Below are 22,639 nucleotides of genomic sequence, written 5' to 3'. Positions count from 1 at the left end.
CGTGGTACAATTTTTGACCTGATATGCCTTGGTTTCTTTTAAACGCATAAATTGACATAAAATGAAAAAATTAGTTTTACTTGCCTCCGTTCTCTTTGTAAGTGTTTTCTCCGCGACTGCGCAGAAAGAGGCGGACGCCAATAAACCTGAATTCAAATTCGAAAAGGAAGTGTATGATTTCGGTTCCCTCACCGAGGGCGAGGTAGCTACCCATGAATTTAAGTTCAAGAATGTGGGTAAAGAACCACTGGTGATTACGAACGTTATCCCCAGCTGCGGATGCACCACGCCTAAATGGTCAAAGGAACCGATAGCTCCCGGAAAATCGGGCGTGATCACAGTATCCTATGATACCAAGGGCCGTCCGACTCCCTTTTCAAAGAACGTAACTATACATTCTAACGCAAAAACCCCCACAAAAGTTCTCTATATCAAAGGGGAGGTGAAAGCGAAACCACAAAGCTGAAAAAATTAATATATCAGGCAAAAAATCCCCTGGCGTATTCTTACCAGGGGATTTTTTTTGCATTATATTTGCGCCATGCCAGCAATAGCCATGAAGGGCAGGCTAATGCCTGCTTCACCAATACGAAAACTTACGCCTTTTGCCGACCGGGCCAAGGCCGAAGGAAAAAAAGTTTACCATCTTAATATTGGTCAACCCGATATTCATACGCCGGAAGGAATGCTGTCGGCCATCAAAAATGCCGATTTTAAAGTGTGGGCCTATACGCCGTCAGAAGGCACCCTGAGCTACCGCACAAAACTGGCTTCCTACTACCGGCGGTATGACATGCCCGTTGACCCCGAGGATATAATTGTCACCTGCGGTGGCTCCGAGGCTATTTTATTCGCACTCGAAGCCTGTATCCAGCCGGGGGAAGAGCTGATCATCCCGGAACCTTTCTATGCCAATTATTACAGCTTTTCGCATGTAGCCGGCGTAAAGGTAAAGCCAATCATTTCCACGATTGAAACCGGATTCGCCCTGCCGCCTGTCGCGGAATTCGAAAAGCTCATCGGCCCCGCGACACGCGGAATATTTATCTGTAATCCCAACAATCCCACCGGTTATTTCTATTCGCGGAAAGAGTTGGAACAATTAAAGGAACTGGCTTTAAAGCACGATCTTTTCATTTTCTGCGATGAAGCTTACCGGGAATTCTGCTATGATGGCCATAAATTCCTCTCCCCGCTTCAGCTCGAAGGCCTTGAAGAACATGTGATCATCATTGATACTGTTTCCAAGCGGTACAGCGCCTGCGGAGCCCGTCTGGGAGCCCTGGTCTCCAAGAACAAGGCCGTACTGGAAACCGTGCTGAAATTCGCCCAGGCCCGCCTGAGCCCGCCCGCTGTTGCCCAACTGGCCGCCGAAGCCGCCATAGATACGCCGCAAAGCTATTTTGACCAGGTACTTGAAGAATATAGCGGCCGCCGCGATCTCATGGTAAACGCCCTCAATAAAATGGAAGGCGTCCATTGCCCGCTTCCGGGCGGAGCATTCTACGCGGTAGTAAAGCTTCCTGTTGACAACGCGGAAAAATTCTGCCAGTGGATCCTGGAAAAATTCTCCTGGGAAAACCAAACAGTCATGATGGCACCCGCAAGCGGCTTCTATTCGACCCCGGGGTCCGGCACCCAGGAAGTTCGCATCGCTTATGTCCTCAATAAAACGGACCTTGCCAATGCCATGATCTGCCTGGAAAAAGCGCTTTTAGCCTATCCCGGCCGGAAACTGGATTTAACGCCTTCCGCGATGCCCCGGGAAGAACTGAATTAAGGCAAGCCGGTCTTAGCCTATCCCGGCCCGGAAGCTGGATTTAATGTCTTTCAGGGTCCCGCGAAAGGAACCGGATCAAGGAAATCCGAATTCAGGATACTGCCCTGCAAGTCTTCCTCCGCCCGCGATGAGTTATTCCGGCGGAGGATCTGCGTTTACAGAGAGCCTGGCTGGCGCGTGACCTTTGAATTGGCCAGATATTTCCGTATATTTGCAAGTCCTTCCCAATGCCAAAAAAACCGGGGCCGACCGGAATTGACAGGATGGAAGATTGGTGTGTAAGCATGCCGGGCTTTGTGGAAAGTGCCCGTTAAAGAAAATCCTCAAATCATAAACGGCGAAAACAACTACGCTCTTGCCGCTTAATTTCGTTTAGAACGGAATTAACTTTTTCCCGCTAAGAGTGGGAAGCAAGATGTCTCCCGGAAGCGATGTCTGGCCGCGTCCGGCAAGGAGGCACGATAAAGCCGGAATAAGGCCTGGTTCGTCCCGCACCAGCCCCGACAACCAAAGGGACTAAGTAGCAGGTAGGCTGTTTGTGGCCGGCCTGCCGCCGACAACCAATCGCAAACTAAACATGTAGAAAGCACAACCCGTCCCATATCTGGACGAGAGTTCGAATCTCTCCGGCTCCACTTGCTGATCAAAACCGCAAAAGCGGGCGAAATGAAATAAAAAAAGCCAAACGAGTTTGGCTTTTTTTATGCAATAAAGAACGCCGCACGCTGCGCGTGCGTGGTTTTGATTCCCTGCACGGGAAAGGAGAGAAAACCGGAAGCACGCGCAGCGGGCTGGAGGTAATCTCTCCTATCACAACGAAGATTCCTAATTATTGAGAGTAGCAATATTCAAAAATTTCCCTTACGTATTGATTCGCCTTACTAGCTTCTGCGGAAGAAACCTTATAAGTAACGTATCGGGAGTATCGTGATCGGTCATCGAGCCATTTATACTGGCTCGCGACCCCTGCCAAATGGTCACCTACTAATCTTTCTCTAGCCTCATGCCTTCCTCGTGTATTGTAGGCCTTCCTGACTTCACCAATATTTTTGCAATCTTTTCCATTTAATTCACAAGGCAACACCTTATCTTCCACAAAGTGGATCGCAGCATAAAACGCTGTCGTTACCGCCCAATCATAATAAACTTGCCCTTCCGTAAGGCTTGCGGACAACTGAGCATTCCTTTCGCCGTGAATCTTTTTCTTACTCATTAGCCATAAACGACTCTGAATAATCGAAACGATCTTCTTTTAGGGCATCCAGGTCAATACCCTCTGCTCCCATGAGTCCTATATCAAAAGTATCTCCGAATAATTTGCAGAAGATTTTCTTTAACTCGAACATCTTTTCATAGGTTTCTTTGACAAATTTATCATCAAGAAGTTGCTCATTTGGCACTACAATGATCACTTGCGGATTAGGGTGAACAATATTTATAAAGAAAGAATGTACGTGGTATTGATTCTTTTGAATATGATCTACCGCTAAATTAGTGAGAATGTAAACCTGCGTAGCCTTCTGGACAAATCTTTCCGTAGACCCTTTTACCAGTTCCTCTACGAACTCCTTTCTGCCGGACTGTTCGCCATCACAAAAACCCTGGTTGTAAGCATCTGCAACGACATCCACGTGGTAAAAGTTGTTTGACTCTTCTCTCTTAGCCTGGTCCTTAAAATGCGAAAGATATCGCTGGAATTGCTCAGTGCCGTTTTTCTTGATTTTAGTAATAGACATTAGGGATTATTTTTTCTCGCTCGATAACGTTAACATAGCTATTTATCGCGAAACGCGTATACTACCGAAGTATATGCGCAAATATACAAAAGTTCCTTGAAGGATCGATGCCGCAAGCCTCTCATTAAAACAAGCCCTTACTTCATTGAATGGAAGCCAATCGTATTTCCTTCGGTATCAATGCAGGTACCGCAGAAGCCGTATTCACCGATGGACATTTTTTCCTGGAGTACTTTGCCGCCTGCGGCTGCGACTCTTGATATTTCTACCGAGCAGTCCTCGCAGGCGAAATATACGAGCGTGCCGCCGGTGCCTGGTTGAAACATAGATGATTTAACTAAGGCGCCGCTGCTGCCGGGGGCGGCCATATCACCGGGGAACATGAGCATTTCAAAAGATTCGCCGCTGCCTGTTTCCGCGTCTTCGGGCATTTCAGCAGCCTGCATTTCGATACCAAGTACCGATTCGTAGAATTTCCGGGCTCTTGTCATGTCTTCGACATAAACTTCGGTCCAGGCGATGGGGTTTTGGGGAGTATTCATAACAATAACAGGAATTGGTACTGTTAAAAATACACAATTCCTGTTATTATTTTCTGCTTTATTTCAGTTCTTTTATCCGGATATTTTTCCAGCGTACTTTGATGCCGCCCCCATCATGGATCTGCAGGGCAATAAAGCCATTTGCGGCGCCGATCTTCTCGTCAACCAGGTGTACCATCTGTTTGCCGTTCAGCCAGGTAGTGATCTCATCGCCCTCGGCACGTATTTTCATTTTGTTCCAGCCATCGGGATCCAGTTGTTTGTCCAGGGTGCTGTCCGGCTGGATCAGCCAACCGCGCCCGTAAGATTCATAAATTCCAGCTGTATTGGATCCGGGAGGCGCTACTTCCACCTGCCAGCCGCTGATCTTCGTTCCTTCGATATCAGAGCGGATAAACACACCGCTATTACCGTTGGCTTCCAGTTTAAATTCAACCTCCAGGATAAAGTCCTTGTACTTTTCATCGGTGGACAGGTAACCGTACTGCTCATCCGGGCCGCTTTCGCAAACCAACGTTCCGTCTTCCACATACCATTTTTCGGTACCGTGGATCGTCCAGCCGGTAAGGTCCTTTCCATTAAATAACTGCTTGTATTTCTGGGCATATCCCACGCTGCTGATGAGGCAGAAAAAGCATAACGCACAAATTGATCTCAACAATTTCATAGTTTAATTTTAAAGTTTTGCCGAATTTACTGTTTTTCCCTGTTTCCGCCGCAATTTTATATTCCGCCGCCGGCCGGTCCGGTTCCTTTTTTTACTTGCCGGGCAACTACCTTGGTCCTGGGAATGGTTTCATCCGCAATAATGTCATAACCGAACCAGGCCGTTTCGCTTGCCCCGGGAACCAGTTCCTGATGCTTCTTCACCTTTTCCTCGTTGAACCAGTTTTTAAAGTCCAGGTAATCGTCAGGATGCATATGAATTTTGCTGCCGGTGTCCCCCGTTAATTCCCCGGACTCCTGCATCTGCTTCGCCAAATTGCTGACCGCCTGAAATAGAAACTCGCCGTTTGTCATACCCTAAAGATAGTTTTTTCTTGTAGGTTTGTGTTCAGAATTCTTATTTTTTCAGATGAATAAATTTATAGCTGCTCTTATTATATGGTTACTGCCAGCGCTATATCCCTGCGCTTCCGTGGCACAGCCGGCCCGGAACGCCATCTATCTTAATAACCGGGCGCCCTTGCAGCCCAAGCCATACCTTGCACTTCCCCTTGGTGCAATTCAGCCGGAAGGCTGGCTAAAGGAACAGCTTCTGCGCATGAAGAACGGGCTCACTGGCAACCTGGATAAACGATATGCGGAAGTAGCAGGTCCAAGAAATGCCTGGCTGGGAGGCGACGGAGACGCCTGGGAAAGAGGCCCCTACTGGATAGACGGTTTGCTTCCCCTGGCCTATATCCTGAAAGACGAAGCGCTGATCGCGAAAGTGAAGCCCTGGGTCGAATGGACGCTGAACAACCAGCGGGAAGACGGCTACATAGGCCCCCCGGTAATTGAAGGGAACATAACGCATGAACCCGGCCTGCAAAAGGGTATGCGGGAAGACTGGTGGCCCAAAATGGTTATGTTAAAGGTCTTGCAGCAGTATTACAGCGCAACCGAAGACCCGCGGGTGATCAAGACCTTGTCCAGGTACTTCCGTTACCAGTTAAATCAGCTTCCCGAACACCCCCTGGATAACTGGACCTTCTGGGGAAACCGCCGGGGCGCGGATAACTTAATGGTTGTGTACTGGCTCTATAATATTACAGGCGAACCTTTTCTGCTGGAATTGGGCAGCTTACTCCACAAGCAAACCTTTCCGTATACTTCCGTCTTCCTGAACGAGTACACCGCGGGCGTGGCCGGCGTAGGCCATCTTTACCCCTATAATATTGGTAATACTTATCCTTTCAACCAGGAACTCATCAATAAACTGCATGTCGGCCAAATCCAGAGCTTCCATTGCGTGAACCTGGCGCAGGGCATCAAAACCCCTGTCGTCTATTACCAGCAGGACCCGGATTCGATCTACCTGAAAGCGGTAAAAAAAGCCCTGAATGACATCCAAATCTTTCACGGGCAGGCGCAGGGAATGTACGGAGGAGACGAACCGCTCCACGGCAACGCTCCCACCCAGGGTATTGAATTCTGCTCCGTCGTGGAACTGATGTTTTCGCTGGAGAACATGCTCGCTATCACCGGGGATATGCAGTTTGCCGAACACCTTGAAAAGATAGCCTATAATGCCCTGCCTACCCAGGCTACGGATGATTTCAATAACCGGCAGTACTTGCAAAGCGCCAACCAGGTATTGTTAACAAGAGATAAGCGTAATTTTTTCGAAGATGACTTTCATGGCGGCACCGATCTCTGCTATGGTTTGCTTACCGGTTACCCCTGCTGCACGGCTAACATGCATCAGGGCTGGCCTAAATTTGTGCAGAACCTATGGTTTGCAACTCCCGATCGGGGGCTGGCTGCGCTCGTCTACGGGCCCAGCGAGGTAAGGGCGAAAGTCGCAGGCGGTATCCCTGTCACCATCAGGGAAACAACTGCTTATCCTTTCGAAGAATCCCTGCATTTTACGCTGCAGACCCCGCAAAAAGTCAGCTTTCCCCTGCATTTGCGCATACCCCGCTGGTCGGAAAATGCCAGCATATTAATTAACGGGAAGCCCTGGCCAGGCAAGGTAACTGCGGGCGAAGTAGTAAAGATCAGCCGGGAATGGAGCAATAATGACCAGGTAGCACTAAAGTTACCGATGCATATTTCAGTCAGCAGGTGGGCGGAATCTTCGGCAGCGGTGGAAAGAGGCCCGCTGGTCTATTCGCTGAAGATCGAAGAAGAATGGAAAAAGGTTAAGGGTACTGATAATTACGGCGATTATTACGAAGTATTTCCAGGATCGGAATGGAACTACGGCCTGCTGGAAGAAGCGGTCAGAAACCCGGAAACCTCCTTCAAAGTGGTAAAAAACCAAACCGGCGGAAAATACCCCTGGAATCTTGAGAACGCCCCAATTCAGCTAATCACAAAAGGAAAGCCGCTGGAAATCTGGAAGCTGTATAATAATATGCCGGGACCGCTGCCGCACAGCCGGCAGCAAACGGGAAATCTCCCAGCCAAAGAAATCACCCTGATCCCCTATGGCTGCTCCACATTAAGGATCACTCAGTTTCCCGTCGTCAACTAAAACACCAGCAATGCGCACCAACGTTTGAGCGCTGGCGGACATGTCATTGGGGCGCTGCAGATTGAGGCAGGGCGGACCTCCTTATGTAGCCCATTGTCAGCAGCAGCAAAAGCAGTGCGGCGCCCGCACCAATCATTTGCGAGAGCGCTGCCGGCAAGCCGAAACCTTCCGGGGCAAGGAGAATATAAGAGATCACTACGGAAGTCATAAAAACAGCCGGCGCCAAAGCTATCCAGTAGGCCTTCCCTTCCCGGATCAGCCAGACGGTTATGGTCCACAGCACAATGGTGGCCAGGGTTTGATTGGTCCAGGCAAAGTAGCGCCATACGACCCCGAAATCAACCAGGGTCAGCAAGTAACCGCAAAGAAAAAGAGGAATCGTGATCAGCAGGCGGCTTTTAAGCGGCCCCTGATCCATTTTCAGGAAATCCGCGACAATAAGCCTCGCTCCCCTGAATGCGGTATCGCCCGAGGTGATGGGGGCAGCCACTACTCCCAGGAGCGCAAGTATGCCGCCTACAGGCCCCAGCAAAGAGCTGCAAATTTCATTGACCACAACCGCTGCGTTACCGCCGTTTGCGGTCATGACCCCGTTCAACTCGGCTATTCCGCCAAAGAAGCTCATGCTGATCGCAGCCCAGATCATGGCCACTACTCCTTCAGTAACCATGGTGCCATAAAAAATGCTTCTTCCTTGCCGCTCGTTCGACATGCAGCGCGCCATCAGGGGCGATTGCGTAGCGTGAAAGCCGGAAATAGCCCCGCAGGCAATGGTAATGAAGAGCATGGGAAACACGGGAAAGCTTTGAGGGCTGCTATGCTGGTTAGACAGCGAAGCAATGGTCAGTTCCGGTACGGTCAGGCCCTTCCATACCATCATTACCAGGATACCGACTGCCATAAAGAGCAAGGCAAACCCAAATACAGGGTAAATTTTTCCGATCAGTTTATCGATGGGCAGGACGGTGGAAAGAATGTAATAAAGGAAAATCGCCCATATCCAAAAGGTAAAGCCGGCAAACTCAGCCGTCATATTTCCAAGGATGCGCGCCGGGCCGATCAGGAACACCGCCCCCACCATGATCAGCAGCACCACGGTGAAAGCCCTCATAAATTGCCTCACCCCTCCCCCGAGATAGTATCCCGCTACTTCTGCAATGCTTTTCCCGTTGTGCCGAAGACACAGCATCCCCGAAAAATAATCATGCACCCCGCCCGCCAGGACAGAGCCCAATGCAATCCAGAGGAACGCTACCGGGCCCCACATGGCTCCGGCTACCGCCCCGAAGATGGGCCCCAGTCCGGCGATATTTAGAAATTGTATCAGGAATATTTTCCAGCCCGGCATCACCACATAGTCAACGCCGTCCGCCATGCTTACCGCGGGAGTAGCCTTTCCCGGATCAATGATAAATATCCTTTCCACCAGCCGGGAATAAAAGAAGTATCCCAGCAGCAACACAAGCACCGCGATTGAAAATGTGATCATATAATTAGGGTTTCTGCCCGGGCGCCGAAGGCGATTCCAGGACCATTTTATCTTCCAGCAGCTGCTTCCGCAGCTTGTCATAATTTACTTCCTGCACATTAACCTGGTCATCAATCGCGATGGCCGCAGCAGTAGCCGCCGATTGTCCCAGGATCATAAATACCGGTTCCATACGAATAGAGCCATAGGCGATATGTGAGCTTGAAACGCATACCGGCACCAGCAGGTTCGTGCATTCTTCCGCTTTGGGAACCAGGGAACCATAAGAAATGGCATACGGCCCCTTGGTGCTAACCCCTATATCACCCTCATTCTGCACATAACCTTCCGGAGTAATGTAACGCTGCACATTATGGGAATCCATTGCATAGGATCCCATTCCCACAGGCATCGGCACCGGCGAACGCTTCAGCAGTTCATTTTCGGTCGTAACAAATTCGCCCATCATCCGCCTGGCTTCACGAATATACAATTGATGCGGCCAGTTACCGTTGTCGGTAAATTCATCCTTTGCCAAGCCCCATTTTTTCATTTCGGACTGTATTTCCGCCGGTACCCGCGGATCATTTGCCACAAACCAGAGCAGCCCTTTCTGGTAGTTCTCATGTTCTTTAATGATTTCCCGCCGCCGCTCATAGCTCGCTTCGGGGTAATCATAATTTCCGCCTATATAATCGCTGCTGAAAGGGCCATGATTATTGGTATCGGTCTTCCGGTTAGGGATCATATCGAATTTTTCAAACCATTCCCTCCAGCCGGCCTCGAACAGGCGGGCCAGCAATTCATACCGCTGGGGATCATATCCTTCCGGTTTGGGGAAAGGCACCCGGTTTTCCGGGTGATTGCTCATACAGGTCCGAAAGCAATAGGCCTGGATCTTATCATCCCCGGCTAGCTGCTCCCCCGGAGGCCCGGCAGACACTTCGGGCAGAACCCCGCTGCTGGAATCCCCGGCAACCTTATAGGGGGAAATATCATATGCAAAATAATGCTTATGCTGTTTTACGCCTTTTTGCACGCCGTTCCACTTTTCATTATAGGTATCCGCGCTTTCCCTTCCCACGTCATAACTTACCCCCGCCGCGGCCATCAGGTCGCCTTCATAGGTAGCATCAATGAATACCTTCCCCCGGAACAGCTTTCCGCTAAGGGTTTCCATCGCCACAATACGGCCGTTCTCCACGACTACCCCATCTTCCCGCTTCAGCCACTCATCGCGAAACACCTGGATTTCATACTCCTTCACAAAATCTTCGAATACCTGTTCGGCCACATGAGGTTCAAAGATCCACATGGTCTTGTACACGCTATCCATAGCGGCTGTTCCCTGGCCCTTATTGCCGTATTCGGATTTTTCCTGCCATTTCCAGGCTTCCGGCTGGTTGTAATGCATCCATACGCGATGATAAAATTCCCTGGAAAGCCCGCCTATCACGGTTTTATTACCGGTGTCTGTAAACCCAAGGCCTCCGGAAGAAAGTCCGCCAAGATGGGTATCGGGCGAAACCATCACTACTGATTTGCCCATCTTTTTTGCCTGAACGGCTGCCGTTACGGCAGCCGAGGTACCGCCGTAAATAACAATGTCTGCGGTTATCGCTTCCCCTTCTTTTTCTCCCGCGGAATTACAGGAGAAAAAAACAAGCGAAGCAATTACCGTAACAATATTTATTGTTTTCATTCTTTTCATTTGAGCCGTTGTTTGTCTTCCAAAAGGGTCGTCCGCAATTTTTCATAATCCACCTCCTGCACGCTGCTTCGCCCGTCAATCGCTAGTGAGGCCGCGGTGGCCGCCGACTGTCCCAGTACCATGAAAACCGGCTCCATACGTATGGATCCGTAGGCAATGTGCGAAGATGAAAGGCATACAGGCACCAGCAGGTTACTGCACTCCGAACGTTTCGGGGTAATGGAACGGTAGGACACCGGGTAAGGCCCCGGCACACCCACTTCCACGTTACCTTCATTTTTAACCATGCCGTTCACGACGATCCGCTGGCAGTTATGACTATCCATATTATAAGCGCCCAGCCCTACCGGGTCTTCGACTACTTCCTTTCCGCGGCAATTATGTTCGGTCATTACATATTCTCCTATCATTCTCCTTCCCTCCCTCACATAGAGCTGAGGGGTAAAATGGTCAGTACGAATATATTCATCTTTTGGGTAACCCCAAGAAGAAATAAACTCGCGGAGGTTAGCCGGCACGCGCGGATCCGTCTTCATGAAGTAAAGCAAGCCTTTCGTATAAGACATATGCTCCCTGAAGATCTGTTCCCGCTCTTCGTAACTTGCCTCCGGCCACAGATAATTCATCCCGATCATATCGGTGGAAAATCCGCCCCGGTTATTGATATCGGTTTTCCCGTTGGGCATATGCGTCCAGATAAAATAGTCATTGATCTTTCGCAGGCTGGGCTGGGCAGCCAGCAAACGGGCCAGCAGCTCGTATTTCTGCGGATCATACCCTTCCGGCCGGGTAATGGGCAGCCTGTTACCCGGGTTATCGGTAAGGCAGATGCGAAAATTATAGGCCTGCACTTTTTTATCCCCGGTTCCCTTTGCCTCCAGGGAATCGGGGCTGATACCCCAAAGCAATCCGCTTTCCGGCTTTCCGGGAATTTTATAAGGGCTTACACCATCAGGGAACTGGTGATAGCCGGATCGCTGCCGGTATTCGGCCATGTATATCCCGTTCAGGGTCTCACCGTACATTTCGTTCGATTCCCTCCCTACGGTATAGGATACGCCGGCTGCTGCCATCAGGTCCCCTTCATAGGTCGCATCTATGAACACCTTCCCCTGGTAGGATTTCCCGCTTTCCATGGTAATCCGGGTAATCTTCGTTCCTTTCTTCTTCACGCCGCTTTCGCGGTTCAGCCGTTCTCCGGATACCAGCTCAATATTCTCTTCGGCGATCATGTCCTTGAATACCTGCAGGGCCGCGGATGGCTCAAAGGTCCACATGGCATCCTCTCCCTCACCGGTCCTCTCCTGCTTGCCCTCCATGTATTCCGCACGGTCCTGCCATTTCCAGCGGGAATCGTTTTCATAATACTTCTTTATATGCTGGTAAAACTCCCTTGATATCCCGCCGATAGCGACCTTATTCCCGATATCGGTAGCGCCAAGCCCCCCGGTAGTGAGCCCGCCGATCCGCTGGGAAGGCGCTATCAGGAGAATGCGTTTGCCCATCCTGGAGCCCTGTATTGCGGCCGCTATGCCGCCGGAGGTTGCTCCGTAGATCACAATATCATATCCGGCGGGCTTTTCCCCGCCTTTAAAGGCCGAGACAGAAAGGAACACTGCCAGGGCTAAAAAATAACTTGCTTTTTTAATCATCGTCCTAAAAATATGTAATTCTTTAAATCAATTCCCGTATCCTGGATTCTGCTCCAGCGCCGGGTTTGTTTCCAGTTCAAGGCGGCGAATGGGCCAAAGGTAATCGCGGCCTTCATCAAAAAGCCGGTTTTCAATTACCCGCATCTGGCCGGCGTTTGACACATTTTCATAATGCGGTGTGCCATTTTCGTCGATCACGGGAGCTTCCGCCAGGAAATCATCGGGAATCCGGCCCAGCAGCTTGCCCGGCATGACTTCTCCGGCAATCTTCCAACGGCGGATATCAAACAGCCTCAAACCTTCCCCTGCCAGCTCGTACTTCCGCTCCTTCCGCACAATGGATCGCATTTCCGCCTGGTTCTTTCCGGGCGTAATTAGCGGCATTTCTACAGAAGGCCTGCCCCTGACGGCGTTAATGGCATCGTACACCGATTGGTCAATCTGGTTCAGCTCAATCTTCGCTTCGGCATAATTCAGCAGTACCTCGGCATACCTCATCAGGGTGACGTTCAGCTCGCTGTTATCCCTGTCATCCTTATCGGCGACATCGGCATACTTGCGCCACAGGTAGCCGGAAAAAGTAGCATAGGCATGGGAAGACTCCACGTTATTCACCCTGGTAGGCGGGTTTGTATTGTAGCTCCATGTTTCCGTGCTATCCGGATGGGTCTCAAAAATGTAGTTAATGAAACGGCTTTGAGGTAGCACTACCGTGTAACCCAGCCGGGGATCGCGATTGGCGAAGGGCTCGTCCGGATCAAAACCGGGTGATTTGTCAATCGTTAAGCCATCTGTGCATTCGTAAGCGTCCACCAGGGGCTGTACCGGGATCTTATTGGAATGCCCCAGGGCTATCCGCGAATAATAAAGCCGTGCAAGGCTATGGACCGCCGTGCCTTTTAAGTACTGAACGGCAAAAATAATTTCGGGGGAATCTTCGCCTGCGTATTGAAAAAGTTCCCCGTAATGGTCGTGGAGCTGGTAATTCCCTTCTTCCATCAATTGACTGGCAGCCTGAGCGGCTGTTTCCCAGCGTTCGTTGTAAAGGGCAATCCTGGATTTAAGGGCAAGAGCGGCCCCCTGTGTAGCCCTGCCTGCCGTGCTTTTATCTGTAACGGGAAGCAGGTAGGGAAGCGCCGCGTCCAGTTCGGCAAGGATAAAGTCCGTTACTTCTTCCCTGGATGAGCGCGGTATTTCCGATTCCGCCAATTCCACGGGTTCGGTGAGTAAAGGCACGCCCCCGAACAGCTCATTCAGATAAGAATAAAAGTAAGCGCGTAAAAAACGCACCTCGGCAAGGAGCCGATTATATTTCTCTTCGGGTACTGTTTCCGCCAGCGGACCGGCCTTTGCCAGGATGTAATTGCAGCGGCCTACACCGCGGTAAAAATGTTCCCAGAACGAGCCGGTATAATCGTTATCCGGGGTGGCGCTCCCCCTTCCCAGCGTCTGCAAACCGCTGCTGTTGCGGTCCCAGCCCAGGTCGGAAGCACATTCCAGGGATAACATAAATGGCTGATCCGTACCGGGAGGTTTATACCATAACCTGTTGTAGCAGGCGGTTACGGCCATATCCAATTCGGCTTCGCTGCGTAAAAATGTTTCATCGGAAGGGCTGTCAAGTGGAAATCGTTCCAGGTAATCCTGGCAGGACCAGGTAGTCGAAAACAGGCCCAGGAGAAGTATATATTTCAGAAGTTTCATTGATTCAGGATTTAGATTAAAATTTCACGTCCAGCCCCAGGCTATAGGTCTTCATTTGCGGGTACCATGCTCCGTCGCTCGCAGGCGCCTCCACATCATATCCTTGCCAGAAATCCTCGACGGTAAAAAGGTTCTGCCCGCTTACATAGATCCTCAGCCGCTCTACCTTGCCTTTAAGCAGGGAAGCCGGAAAAGTATAGCCCAGCTGTATGTTCTTCAGCCGTAAATACGCGGCACTTTTCATCCAGAAATCCGAGTTTTGCTCATTATTGTTCTCGTTAAAGGCAAAGCGTGGAAACGCAGCGTCCCTGTTTTCCGGCGTCCACCGGTCTTTATGCTGCTCTTGCACCGTGCCCCCTGTGAAAAACGGCATAATTCCCTGTCCGTACAGGAATCCGTCCACTTTTCCGACGCCCTGCAGGAAAACGGAAAGGTCAATGCCCTTATAACCCAGATCAATATTCGCGCTGTAAGTGTACCGGGGAATATTACTCCCGATAATCGCCTGGTCCTCGGTATTGATCACACCGTCGTTATTCAGGTCCCTGTATTTAAGGTCCCCGGCAGCCACGTTACCAAATTGCTCCGGCGAATTTTCAACGTCAGCCGCATCCTGGAAGAAGCCAATGGCCTGGTAGCCGTAAAAGGCGTCGATCGGATGACCTTCCCAGCTTACCTGCCTGCCGGTTCTGCGGATCCCTTTCAGGTCCAGCACCTTGTTCCGAACATCCGAAAGATTGAAACTGACCCCGTAGTCGAAACTGCCCAGGCGGTCCCGGTAGTTCATGGAAAGTTCCCAGCCCCTGTTTTCAACCACCCCGGCGTTCTGGAAGGGAGCCGTAAGCCCGATCATGGTCGGAATATCAAGCCGAAGCAGGATGCCGCTTGTTTTCCGGTAATAGTAGTCTGCGGTAAGGGTGAACTTTGACCATAGGTTCAGGTCAAGGCCGATGTCGGAAACTTCCGTCTCTTCCCATCGTATTGTCGGGTTGGCCATATCGTTCAGGGCCGCGCCGGTGGTTACCTGCTCCCCGAAAACATAATTGCTGTTCCCGATATCCACGAAAGCAGCGAAGGGGTACAGGCCGATATTCTGGTTGCCCAGGCGCCCCCAGGAAGCCCGGAGCTTCAGGTCGGTTACGACATGCCCGATCCCGCTCATAAATGGCTCCTGGCTGATACGCCATCCGGCCGAAACGGAAGGGAAAAATGCGTATTTATTGCCCGTGGCAAAACGGGATGAGCCATCGTAGCGGCCATTGGCCTCGAACAGGTATTTTTCCTTGTAATTATAGTTGATCCTGCCGTAAAAAGATTGAAGAGCCCAATGCGACCCCGAGCCCGCGGTTTGCTGATTTTCCTCGTTCCCGGAATTGATCTCCTGGTATTCCGGCAATTGAAACACCTCCCGGTATGCCCTGATAAAATTACTGCTTTGGTCTTCCCGCTGGAAACCGGCCAGTACTGTAACCTGATGCTTGTCCGCCAATAAATTATCGTAGGTAACCGATGCCCGGAGGTTATTGTACCAGTCCCGGGAAAACTCTTCCGTCAGGGAATTCCTTCCCGGAATGGCGTAGCTCGGCGAGAAATCCCAGCGATAGGTCTGAATAATATTGCTGAAGGCGGTCGTATGCGGCTCATTGAATTTAGGGGCATAATTTACCTCAGCCGTCAGCCATTGTACCGGTTTGAATTTTACATTCATATTCAGGATCGCGCTCAGGATTTGCTGGTTTCTCATTCCGCCGTCCCGGGCTCTTGCCAGGGGATGATCCCCGTTCCAGCCTTCGCCGTAAAGGCCGTTTGACAGGATACCCGCCTGGTTAGCCGGAATGCGCCGCATCCAGTGAAAAACATATCCTGTTCCTACGGTAGGCTCCTCCAGGTCTGTTCGCCGCAAAAACACATCCAGGGCCGTAGTGAATTTATCACTGAATTTTATGTCCGAGTTTAAGCGAAGATTATATCGTTTAAAACCTGTATTTGGGATAATTCCTTCCTGATCCAGGTAGCTTAAGGAACCCAGCACACGTATTTTTTCATTTCCGGCATTTACCGCCAGGTAATGGCTTTGCATAAATGCGTTGTCTTTCAGCGTCAGATCCTGCCAGTCGGTGTTGGGATAGCGGTCCCGGTTGGAAGGCCCCTGGCTTTTGTATTCTTCGATGTATTCCGCCGAATACAGCGGAGCCCGGCCGGTATTGGTATAGGCTTCATTCATCATCTCCATATGGTCCAGGGCGCCTACGATGTCAGGCATATCCGTCGGCGTCTGCCAGCCCCCGTAGGTGTTGTAATTTACGCTGAAACCTTTGGCGCTTGCCCGCTTGGTGGTGATCAGGATCACCCCGTTGGCTGCGCGGGCGCCGTAAATAGCAGCCGATGCAGCATCCTTTAAAACCGTGATACTTTCGATCTCGTTCGGGTCCACATTGTTAAGGCTGGATTCCACCCCGTCAAGTATGACCAGCGGATTGGAATCGCCGGTGGTCCCGATCCCCCTGATTCGCACGTTACCGCCATCCTTTCCCGGCTGGCCGGAACGCTGGGTCACGGTAAGGCCGGGCACCATGCCTTGCAAAGCGGCTGTAGTTTGTCCAACAGGCCTTCTGGCAAGATCTTCACCCGATACGGTAGAAACCGAACCCGTAAGATTTACTTTTCGCTGCGTCCCGTAACCTATTACAACCACTTCTTCCAGGCCGGTTATGTCCTTTTTGAGCTGAACGTTGATCGTCTGGCGGCTTCCGGTTTGCTCTTCCTGGCTAACATAACCCAGGAATGTAAATACGAGGACGTTTTCCAGCGCTGTACGGGAGTAATCCAGTTCGTAATGACCGTTCACATCAGTGGCCGTCCCTATATTCGTGCCCTTCAGCACCACGCTCACTCCCGGAAGGCCTTCGCCGGTTTGCGCGTCGGTAACTGTCCCGGTGATCGTTCTCTGCAGGGAAATAGGTATCAGGCGGGTGATACCGCGGCGCAAAAGCTCCACTCCCTCCCGGGCGAGCTATTCTTCCTTTCCACTTTCCGGGGGATCTTTCTCAGGTCGCCTACAGTAATGCGCTTTCTTTCCAGGATAATTTGCCGGCCGGAATAGCGGTAGGTAATATTGGTTTTGGCGAATAAATGCTGTAAGGCATCATTGAGGCTTACATTACGAAGGTGAATGCTAACCCGTTTGGACGTATTTACTACCTGGCTGCTATAGAAAAACGTTAAATGTGTTTCCTTTTCCAATTCATTCAACACCATTCTCACAGGAGCGTTCTCCATGGAGATCGATATTTTTAAATCTTTAAGAGTATCTGCTTGTAAAGGGATGGCGTAAATAGAAACTAACAGCAGCGCAAACATGATATTTCCGTATAAGGGTGATAAACGGATTTTTTTCATAATTTTGAATAGGTTTTGATAAAACTTGTTTTGTTGATTCCTGCCAGGATGTTATCAATGATCTTTGGCGAGACGGGATAACATCCGCTGTAATTTTTCGGACCGGATCATGCCTTGCACGATCCGGTCTTTCTTATAGTATTTCGCTCATACGCATTCTTTATGTTTAGGTTTTTAATTGCACAGCTTTCCTTTGATGAGGATCTTTCCATTTTTATTTGAATAACTTACAGAAGTCGTTGATGAAAACAATTTCAACACTTCATCAAGGGATTCATTTTTTATTTTAATAGTGAACCTGCACTTTTTCGACGCTTTATCTTCTATCTCGATACTTACTCCATACCATCTTTCCAGTTCCCTGACAATTTCTTCAACAGGCTCATCCTCAAAGACCAGGAGACCGTCTTTCCAGGAAGTATACAGTTCAGTCCTGACCTTATCCAGCGTTATACCGGCAGATTCCTTTTCGTAGGTAGCTTTTTGATTTGGTTCTAAGGTTATTTCGGCCTTTGCGGCTCCTTTACCAAGGTTCCGGATCGCTACTTTGCCCTCTACCAGCGTTGTTTCAATGGTTTTATCCTCTTCATAGGATTTTACGTTGAAAGTAGTTCCCAGCACACTGATCCTGATTGCTGAAGTGCTTACAGTAAAGGCTTTCTCTCTATTTTCCTTTACTTCAAAATAGCCTTCCCCTTCCAGTTGAACCTCCCTGGTTTCCTTGTCATCCCAGTTTCTGGGAAAGGAAAGGGTGGAATTTCCGTTTAATGTCACCCGGGACTGATCGGGCAGGATGATCACCTTCTGCTGCGCGTAACCCGTTGTATAGGTAATTGTATTATAAGCTCTTATCCCATAGAAAGCAGCCGTTGAAAGAAGCAGGAAGCCAAGCAGGGACGCAGCTGCCTGCCATTTCTTAACGTGATAGGCCCGCCCGGGGCTAAGCGGCCTCAGGCCGGTTTCCGGTCTTTCCGGCTTTTCTAACTTTTCCGGTCTTTCCTGACTTTCCTGACTTTCCGGTATTTCCGGTTTTTCTCGTTTTTCGCGCCTTTCAAACTCTTCCAGCTCGCCCAGACCTTGTATGCTGGCGCGAAGGCGCTTGTAAATTTCGCCGCTTTTGCGGGGATCCATTCCCGGTTGTTTCTCAAATGCGGTTTCCGACAACTCATCCATTAGCTGCGCTAACTCCCGGCCGCCTTCGGGAGACCGTAGCCATTGCAATACCAATTCCGATTCGGACCGGCTGCTCTGTCCCGAAACATACTTTCGCAGTAAGGCTCTTAATTGATTGCGGTTCTCCATCTTGACCTGCTTGTACTGATTATACAATCAGCGCAGGCAAAGTGCATGCTCCGCCGGAAAATATTTTTTAGTGTGGTGAACACTAGGGCCTGTTCAGAAGGCGCGGCAGTTACCGGTACGGCAGCATGAGCAAGAAAACACTAGTCAGATGAAGAGTAATACCCGCATGCACGGAAAGGTATTCTTTCACATAGCGGCTCCCCTTGAACAAATGGTCCCTTACGGTACCCTTCGAAATGCCAAGGGCCGCGGCAACTTCGTCATAGCTTCTCCCTTCGATCCTGCACATTTTGAACACAAGCTGCCGCTGCGGCGGCAGCTGCTCAATTGCGCGGAGCGCAAACTGATAATAATCTTCGTAATGGATAGAATCCTCCGTTTCCACGTGGGAAGGCGGACAATTTCGGAGGATCTCCGCCTTAATGGATGTTTCCATGCTGGCCCGCTTCAGCAGGTTTAGTACATGATTTTTGCAGATAGTCAGCAAATACCCTCTGAAGGATAATTCTTTATTGAGCCTTCGCCGGTTCTCCCAGACTTTTAAAAACACATCGTGTACCACCTCGCCGGCCAGCTCTTCCGACTTAACAAACTTCAGAGCGAAAAAATAAAGGTGCCGGTGATATTTTTCATAAACCCGCGCAAAGGCACGTTCATCGCCATCAATGACGCCACTCACTAAACCGGCTTCATCGTCTGAATGATTATCCACTGCTTCGCTGCTGTTTAGGATCAAAAGGATTAAACTCTATCGCAAAAATAAAGTTAACTATTTTGCCGTAAAAAACAACGGTAATGCCGTGCCAGGCAGCCTGGCACGGCATCGGTTTTCACTCCTAATAATTATCAATCCATACCCGTCCGTCCATGCCCCATTCCTGGCGGGAAGAAATGTTTAGCCAGCTTAAAATGATCAGGGGGATATCCCGGTTCCCTGGCACAAGGTCGGCCAGGTCGCTGGAGGAGGGCGGGCAAATCAACTCATTAATATTCTCCCAGCCATAGCTGCCCTGCAACTGAAAATCGTTTTCCGCGGCGCTGTAATCCTTAAATACACCTCCGCTGCCGTCGTTGCAGGGCCAGTAACCGGCCAGGTACAGGAAATAAGGATGGCTTTCATCCACAAAGGTATCGCAGGCATATTGGCTGATGATCTCGTCGGGAAGCTCTGCAAGCCATATCCGGACATCGCCCATATAGACATCGGCCGGCCCCTGTGAAATGGAGCCCGGCAAAAAGCCCATCGTTAAGGGGGCCGAAGTATTAATATTGCCCCAGTCGGCGGGCAGGATCATTTCGTTATTAAAGACCCCGTCGGTAAAGGTGCGCACCACGCGTCTTTTTACACCGCTGATCTCCCGGTTAAGAACCACCGCCGCAATGCTGTGCCAGGTGCCGTCGCTGATAGGCGTTCCCCTCACCTGTTGGTTGCCTTTGCCTGTCTGGCCGAAATTAATCATCCAGTAATCCTGTTCCAGGAAGATCAGCCAGCCAACTTGCCCGGGATTGAACGAAGCGCGCTTGGCCAGGATGGAAGGGTAGGCATAGCGGTAATTCCCCTGGTTCCCGGGCATCACTTTCACCTTCAGCTCCACCGTGAATTCAACCGTATCGCCGAAATCATACAAACCGCGGTCATCCGGCACAATCGCGTTAATGGCTCCGGCATCCTGTCCTCTCAGCCGGACAAAATCGCCCACATAGCGGTTACCCGTATAAGGTTTTCCCACTAACGTCGGCTGATAATCCGGGTTGTACAGCACCACAAAGGTATTGACGGCCGGTTCGCTGAAAATGGTATTGTCGTCCTCCGAAGGATCAATGGGAAAGTCACCGCCGCGGTTAGAGGTAATTACTACCAGCCAGTCTTCCTGCGCATAGTCTTCCCGGGCTCTCAAGGCCGTCAGTATCTCGCCAAGGTATTCGTCAAACTGCAGGATGGCCTCCTTGTACTGCGGCACGGAAACATCATAGCCGAACTGTGCGCCTGCGGCGTCTACCAGGCTGAACTGCCCCAGCACCACCGAGGCGGTGTCCATCCCCAGCTCTTCAATAACAGCATCTTTCACGGCTTCGTCCGTTGAAAAGGCTTCTTTTACGTCCGCGCCGTCTGTCAGGTTATTCTTGAAAGCCGTTGAAGTGGAAAATGCAGCTATTCTTCGCTCCGGGGAAGCCGCTTTGATCCGTTCAAACACCACAGGGTATTTATCCAGGCTGTCCGAAGTAAAATTATTGTCCAGCACGCCATGCTTCTCCTTGGGAACCCCGGTGAGCATGCCGGCCCAGGTAGTTCCGTTCAGCGCAAGCGTATCGCTCAGCGAATTAAAGGAATAAATGGAGTGGTCAAGCAGAGATTGCAGATTTTCCGCGCCTGCCGAACGGACCGACTGTCCGCGGGCTCCGTCAACGATCAAGTAAAGGACCTTGGCGCGCTTTCCTATTGCGCTGGTGGTGTCGGTATAATCTCTTTCGGGAAGAACCCTTTCAAAACCTTCATTGCAGGCAACCAGTACTCCCAGCAATGCCAAACATATTAATACGTATTTCATGCGCTTATGATTATAAATCCCCGGTTCAATCCAATGTGACCCTGATAATATTATTTACCTGCCTGTCGTCGAAATAGTAGAAGTACCCGGTCAGGAGCAGCGCCCTTTCGCCGGATCCGGCCTCGGTTTCCAAAACGCCTGTCAGGCTGCCGTTAAGCGGCCCGGTGGAATTATAGCCTTCCATTAACTTCCCCGTCTTATCCAGTATCATGAAACCATTTCTTCGTACCTTGTTATACTCCTGGAATCCTCCGCTGGCAATGATCATTCCGTCTGACAATTGCTTGGCATAATAAACATAACCTCCGCCAATTTCTCCCGGCTGGAAGGAGGCATCCAGGCTCCCGTCCTTGTTCAGCAGCGCCATACCGGAAACAGCCGTACCGTTGTAGCTCCTGAAATTCCCTGTTATCAGATATTTCTCCGTTTGTTCATTATAGGTAATGGATGAAATAGCTTCCGAGGTTCCTGATCCGGCCTGGAAACTTTCATCCAGTTTACCGTCAGCCGTCAGCCGGACAATGGACCCGGCCGGTTCACCGTCAAAGGTGGTAAAGTTACCTACCAGTATCAGCCGGCCTTCTTCATCCATATAAGAGTCCCGCACAGGGCCGTTGGCCGCCCGGAAACCCATTTCTTTGGAATCATCAAAGTGGTAGGTCTTATCCAGGGAACCGTCCATGTTAAAACGGACCACCTGCCTCATTTCCACGCTGTCAAGTATAATGCTGTCTGCTTCCAGGTCATAGGTCGGCTGATCGTAAATGCGGCTTACATGGTACCTGAAGTTACCCACCCCGATGATCTTATCCCCCTGCAGGAAAAGCTCGTTGATTCCCTGGTCCGTCCCGCCGTTGAAAACCGGCACCCATATCAGGGAGTCAGTATAAGTGGTAACTGACATGGTGTCTATGGTGCCGTTGTTGTTCAGGCGGGTGATATTACTGATCTTGCCTGTCTGTTCGTCAAAGCCGGAGAAACCGCCGGCAATCACAAATTTGTTCGAAGCCTGCACCGCGCTGGTCAGCTGGCCGTTTGCAGCTTCTCCAAACCGCGGCGAGCGATCCAGGTCCCCGTCCTTCGTGGTCATCACGATCCGGTTGAGCTTCTTCACTACGCCCTTGTTATCGTAATTCGTGAAATTTCCCAGGATCAGGTAGCGCCCGTCCACCAGGGGAAGCACCTGGTTAATGCCTCCGTCTGTGCCGGCTACCGCCCGGAAGGAAGGGTCAATATTGATCTTTCCCCGTACCGTGAACTTAGGCCCGAAGAACACCTGGTTGCCGATAGACACCGAAACCACACCCGTACTGGCAAATGAAGGAACTTTGACCTTTATCTGCGTTTCGCTAACCTCCAGCACTTCCGCCGGAGTTCCGTTGAAAGCAAACTCCAGCTGATCCTTATAAGGAACCAGGCCTGCCGCCCTGATGGTAACCTCTGTTCCGGGCAGTCCGCCTACCGGCGAAGCGGGGACGTTAGGATCCATTTTAATGCCAAGCGCTTCCTTTCCGCCCGCGTAAGGGTCTTCAAATATTTCATCCTTTTCCTGGCAACCTGCAAAAAGGGTCATTGCCGCCAGAAGGAATAGGTATGTCTTTTTCATCATTGGATT

At 50.5% G+C, this 22,639-nt stretch carries 17 protein-coding genes and 1 other RNA gene; 4 read left to right on the top strand and 14 right to left on the bottom strand.

Translation table 11 applies throughout. The features are described from left to right. Nucleotides 1–61: 61 nt before the first annotated feature. The 3 genes from FRZ59_RS09300 (at nucleotide 62) to ssrA (ending at nucleotide 2,418) form a co-directional block, all read left to right on the top strand. Nucleotides 62–466, top strand: coding sequence for a DUF1573 domain-containing protein (locus FRZ59_RS09300; protein ID WP_132130301.1), 405 nt, complete (start codon nucleotides 62–64; stop codon nucleotides 464–466). Between the two features lie 75 nt (nucleotides 467–541). Continuing rightward, on the top strand, nucleotides 542–1,780 hold the full coding sequence (locus FRZ59_RS09295; RefSeq protein WP_132130302.1) for a pyridoxal phosphate-dependent aminotransferase: 1,239 nt from the start codon (nucleotides 542–544) through the stop codon (nucleotides 1,778–1,780). A gap of 241 nt (nucleotides 1,781–2,021) precedes the next feature. Further along, nucleotides 2,022–2,418, top strand: a transfer-messenger RNA (tmRNA) gene (gene ssrA, locus FRZ59_RS09290). Between the two features lie 567 nt (nucleotides 2,419–2,985). Here the strand turns inward: ssrA and FRZ59_RS09285 are convergent. The 4 genes from FRZ59_RS09285 to FRZ59_RS09270 all read right to left on the bottom strand — a co-directional run bounded on the left by FRZ59_RS09285 (nucleotide 2,986) and on the right by FRZ59_RS09270 (nucleotide 5,078). Next, the gene (locus FRZ59_RS09285) at nucleotides 2,986–3,516 is read right to left on the bottom strand and encodes a hypothetical protein (protein WP_132130303.1); all 531 of its coding nucleotides are present in this window, start codon (nucleotides 3,514–3,516) and stop codon (nucleotides 2,986–2,988) included. Between the two features lie 137 nt (nucleotides 3,517–3,653). Then, entirely contained in the window at nucleotides 3,654–4,058 is a 405-nt protein-coding gene (locus FRZ59_RS09280; protein ID WP_132130304.1) for a VOC family protein, read from the bottom strand. A gap of 58 nt (nucleotides 4,059–4,116) precedes the next feature. After that, nucleotides 4,117–4,725, bottom strand: a complete 609-nt coding sequence (locus FRZ59_RS09275) for a 3-keto-disaccharide hydrolase (protein WP_132130305.1) — start codon at nucleotides 4,723–4,725, stop codon at nucleotides 4,117–4,119. Between the two features lie 56 nt (nucleotides 4,726–4,781). Further along, on the bottom strand, nucleotides 4,782–5,078 hold the full coding sequence (locus tag FRZ59_RS09270; protein WP_132130306.1) for a hypothetical protein: 297 nt from the start codon (nucleotides 5,076–5,078) through the stop codon (nucleotides 4,782–4,784). A 55-nt stretch (nucleotides 5,079–5,133) separates the two neighbouring features. Between FRZ59_RS09270 and FRZ59_RS09265 the strand changes: the two genes are divergently transcribed. Continuing rightward, entirely contained in the window at nucleotides 5,134–7,239 is a 2,106-nt protein-coding gene (locus FRZ59_RS09265; RefSeq protein WP_132130307.1) for a beta-L-arabinofuranosidase domain-containing protein, read from the top strand. A 43-nt stretch (nucleotides 7,240–7,282) separates the two neighbouring features. Here the strand turns inward: FRZ59_RS09265 and FRZ59_RS09260 are convergent, their stop codons facing one another. The 10 genes from FRZ59_RS09260 to FRZ59_RS09215 form a co-directional block, all read right to left on the bottom strand. Next, a complete protein-coding gene (locus FRZ59_RS09260) occupies nucleotides 7,283–8,728 on the bottom strand; it encodes a carbon starvation CstA family protein (RefSeq protein ID WP_132130308.1) in 1,446 nt (481 codons plus the stop codon). A gap of 4 nt (nucleotides 8,729–8,732) precedes the next feature. Further along, nucleotides 8,733–10,409: an FAD-dependent oxidoreductase gene (locus FRZ59_RS09255; RefSeq protein WP_207910343.1), complete on the bottom strand. Its 1,677-nt coding sequence runs from the start codon at nucleotides 10,407–10,409 to the stop codon at nucleotides 8,733–8,735. A 5-nt stretch (nucleotides 10,410–10,414) separates the two neighbouring features. Then, complete coding sequence (locus FRZ59_RS09250) at nucleotides 10,415–12,070, bottom strand: FAD-dependent oxidoreductase (protein WP_132130310.1); 1,656 nt, start codon at nucleotides 12,068–12,070, stop codon at nucleotides 10,415–10,417. Between the two features lie 27 nt (nucleotides 12,071–12,097). Continuing rightward, nucleotides 12,098–13,774, bottom strand: coding sequence for a RagB/SusD family nutrient uptake outer membrane protein (locus FRZ59_RS09245; protein ID WP_132130311.1), 1,677 nt, complete (start codon nucleotides 13,772–13,774; stop codon nucleotides 12,098–12,100). 16 nt (nucleotides 13,775–13,790) lie between these two features. After that, nucleotides 13,791–16,772, bottom strand: a complete 2,982-nt coding sequence (locus FRZ59_RS09240) for a SusC/RagA family TonB-linked outer membrane protein (protein WP_147698294.1) — start codon at nucleotides 16,770–16,772, stop codon at nucleotides 13,791–13,793. Beyond that, on the bottom strand, nucleotides 16,739–17,173 hold the full coding sequence (locus FRZ59_RS09235) for an STN domain-containing protein (protein WP_147698293.1): 435 nt from the start codon (nucleotides 17,171–17,173) through the stop codon (nucleotides 16,739–16,741). Before FRZ59_RS09235 ends, FRZ59_RS09240 begins: the two co-directional genes overlap by 34 nt. Before the next feature lie 174 nt (nucleotides 17,174–17,347). Next, nucleotides 17,348–18,475: a FecR family protein gene (locus tag FRZ59_RS09230; protein WP_132130313.1), complete on the bottom strand. Its 1,128-nt coding sequence runs from the start codon at nucleotides 18,473–18,475 to the stop codon at nucleotides 17,348–17,350. A 109-nt stretch (nucleotides 18,476–18,584) separates the two neighbouring features. Further along, nucleotides 18,585–19,187 (bottom strand): RNA polymerase sigma factor, encoded by a 603-nt coding sequence (locus tag FRZ59_RS09225; protein WP_158640583.1) that lies wholly within the window; start codon nucleotides 19,185–19,187, stop codon nucleotides 18,585–18,587. A gap of 124 nt (nucleotides 19,188–19,311) precedes the next feature. Next, on the bottom strand, nucleotides 19,312–21,024 hold the full coding sequence (locus FRZ59_RS09220) for a LamG-like jellyroll fold domain-containing protein (protein WP_132130315.1): 1,713 nt from the start codon (nucleotides 21,022–21,024) through the stop codon (nucleotides 19,312–19,314). A 25-nt stretch (nucleotides 21,025–21,049) separates the two neighbouring features. Then, the gene (locus FRZ59_RS09215) at nucleotides 21,050–22,633 is read right to left on the bottom strand and encodes a DUF5008 domain-containing protein (RefSeq protein WP_132130316.1); all 1,584 of its coding nucleotides are present in this window, start codon (nucleotides 22,631–22,633) and stop codon (nucleotides 21,050–21,052) included. Nucleotides 22,634–22,639 lie beyond the last annotated feature (6 nt).

Origin of the sequence: Anseongella ginsenosidimutans, from assembly GCF_008033235.1 — a bacterium.
In the GTDB taxonomy this organism is placed as follows: domain Bacteria; phylum Bacteroidota; class Bacteroidia; order Sphingobacteriales; family Sphingobacteriaceae; genus Anseongella; species Anseongella ginsenosidimutans.
The sequence above is the reverse complement of the archived record's forward strand: the minus strand, read 5'-3'. Positions and strand labels throughout refer to the sequence as shown.

Coding starts and splice junctions, on each gene's coding strand:
- FRZ59_RS09300 (WP_132130301.1), top strand. CDS start 62: ATGAAAAAATTAGTTTTACTTGCCTCCGTTCTCTTTGTAAGTGTTTTC.
- FRZ59_RS09295 (WP_132130302.1), top strand. CDS start 542: ATGCCAGCAATAGCCATGAAGGGCAGGCTAATGCCTGCTTCACCAATA.
- FRZ59_RS09285 (WP_132130303.1), bottom strand. CDS start 3,516: ATGTCTATTACTAAAATCAAGAAAAACGGCACTGAGCAATTCCAGCGA.
- FRZ59_RS09280 (WP_132130304.1), bottom strand. CDS start 4,058: ATGAATACTCCCCAAAACCCCATCGCCTGGACCGAAGTTTATGTCGAA.
- FRZ59_RS09275 (WP_132130305.1), bottom strand. CDS start 4,725: ATGAAATTGTTGAGATCAATTTGTGCGTTATGCTTTTTCTGCCTCATC.
- FRZ59_RS09270 (WP_132130306.1), bottom strand. CDS start 5,078: ATGACAAACGGCGAGTTTCTATTTCAGGCGGTCAGCAATTTGGCGAAG.
- FRZ59_RS09265 (WP_132130307.1), top strand. CDS start 5,134: ATGAATAAATTTATAGCTGCTCTTATTATATGGTTACTGCCAGCGCTA.
- FRZ59_RS09260 (WP_132130308.1), bottom strand. CDS start 8,728: ATGATCACATTTTCAATCGCGGTGCTTGTGTTGCTGCTGGGATACTTC.
- FRZ59_RS09255 (WP_207910343.1), bottom strand. CDS start 10,409: ATGAAAACAATAAATATTGTTACGGTAATTGCTTCGCTTGTTTTTTTC.
- FRZ59_RS09250 (WP_132130310.1), bottom strand. CDS start 12,070: ATGATTAAAAAAGCAAGTTATTTTTTAGCCCTGGCAGTGTTCCTTTCT.
- FRZ59_RS09245 (WP_132130311.1), bottom strand. CDS start 13,774: ATGAAACTTCTGAAATATATACTTCTCCTGGGCCTGTTTTCGACTACC.
- FRZ59_RS09235 (WP_147698293.1), bottom strand. CDS start 17,173: ATGAAAAAAATCCGTTTATCACCCTTATACGGAAATATCATGTTTGCG.
- FRZ59_RS09230 (WP_132130313.1), bottom strand. CDS start 18,475: ATGGAGAACCGCAATCAATTAAGAGCCTTACTGCGAAAGTATGTTTCG.
- FRZ59_RS09220 (WP_132130315.1), bottom strand. CDS start 21,024: ATGAAATACGTATTAATATGTTTGGCATTGCTGGGAGTACTGGTTGCC.
- FRZ59_RS09215 (WP_132130316.1), bottom strand. CDS start 22,633: ATGATGAAAAAGACATACCTATTCCTTCTGGCGGCAATGACCCTTTTT.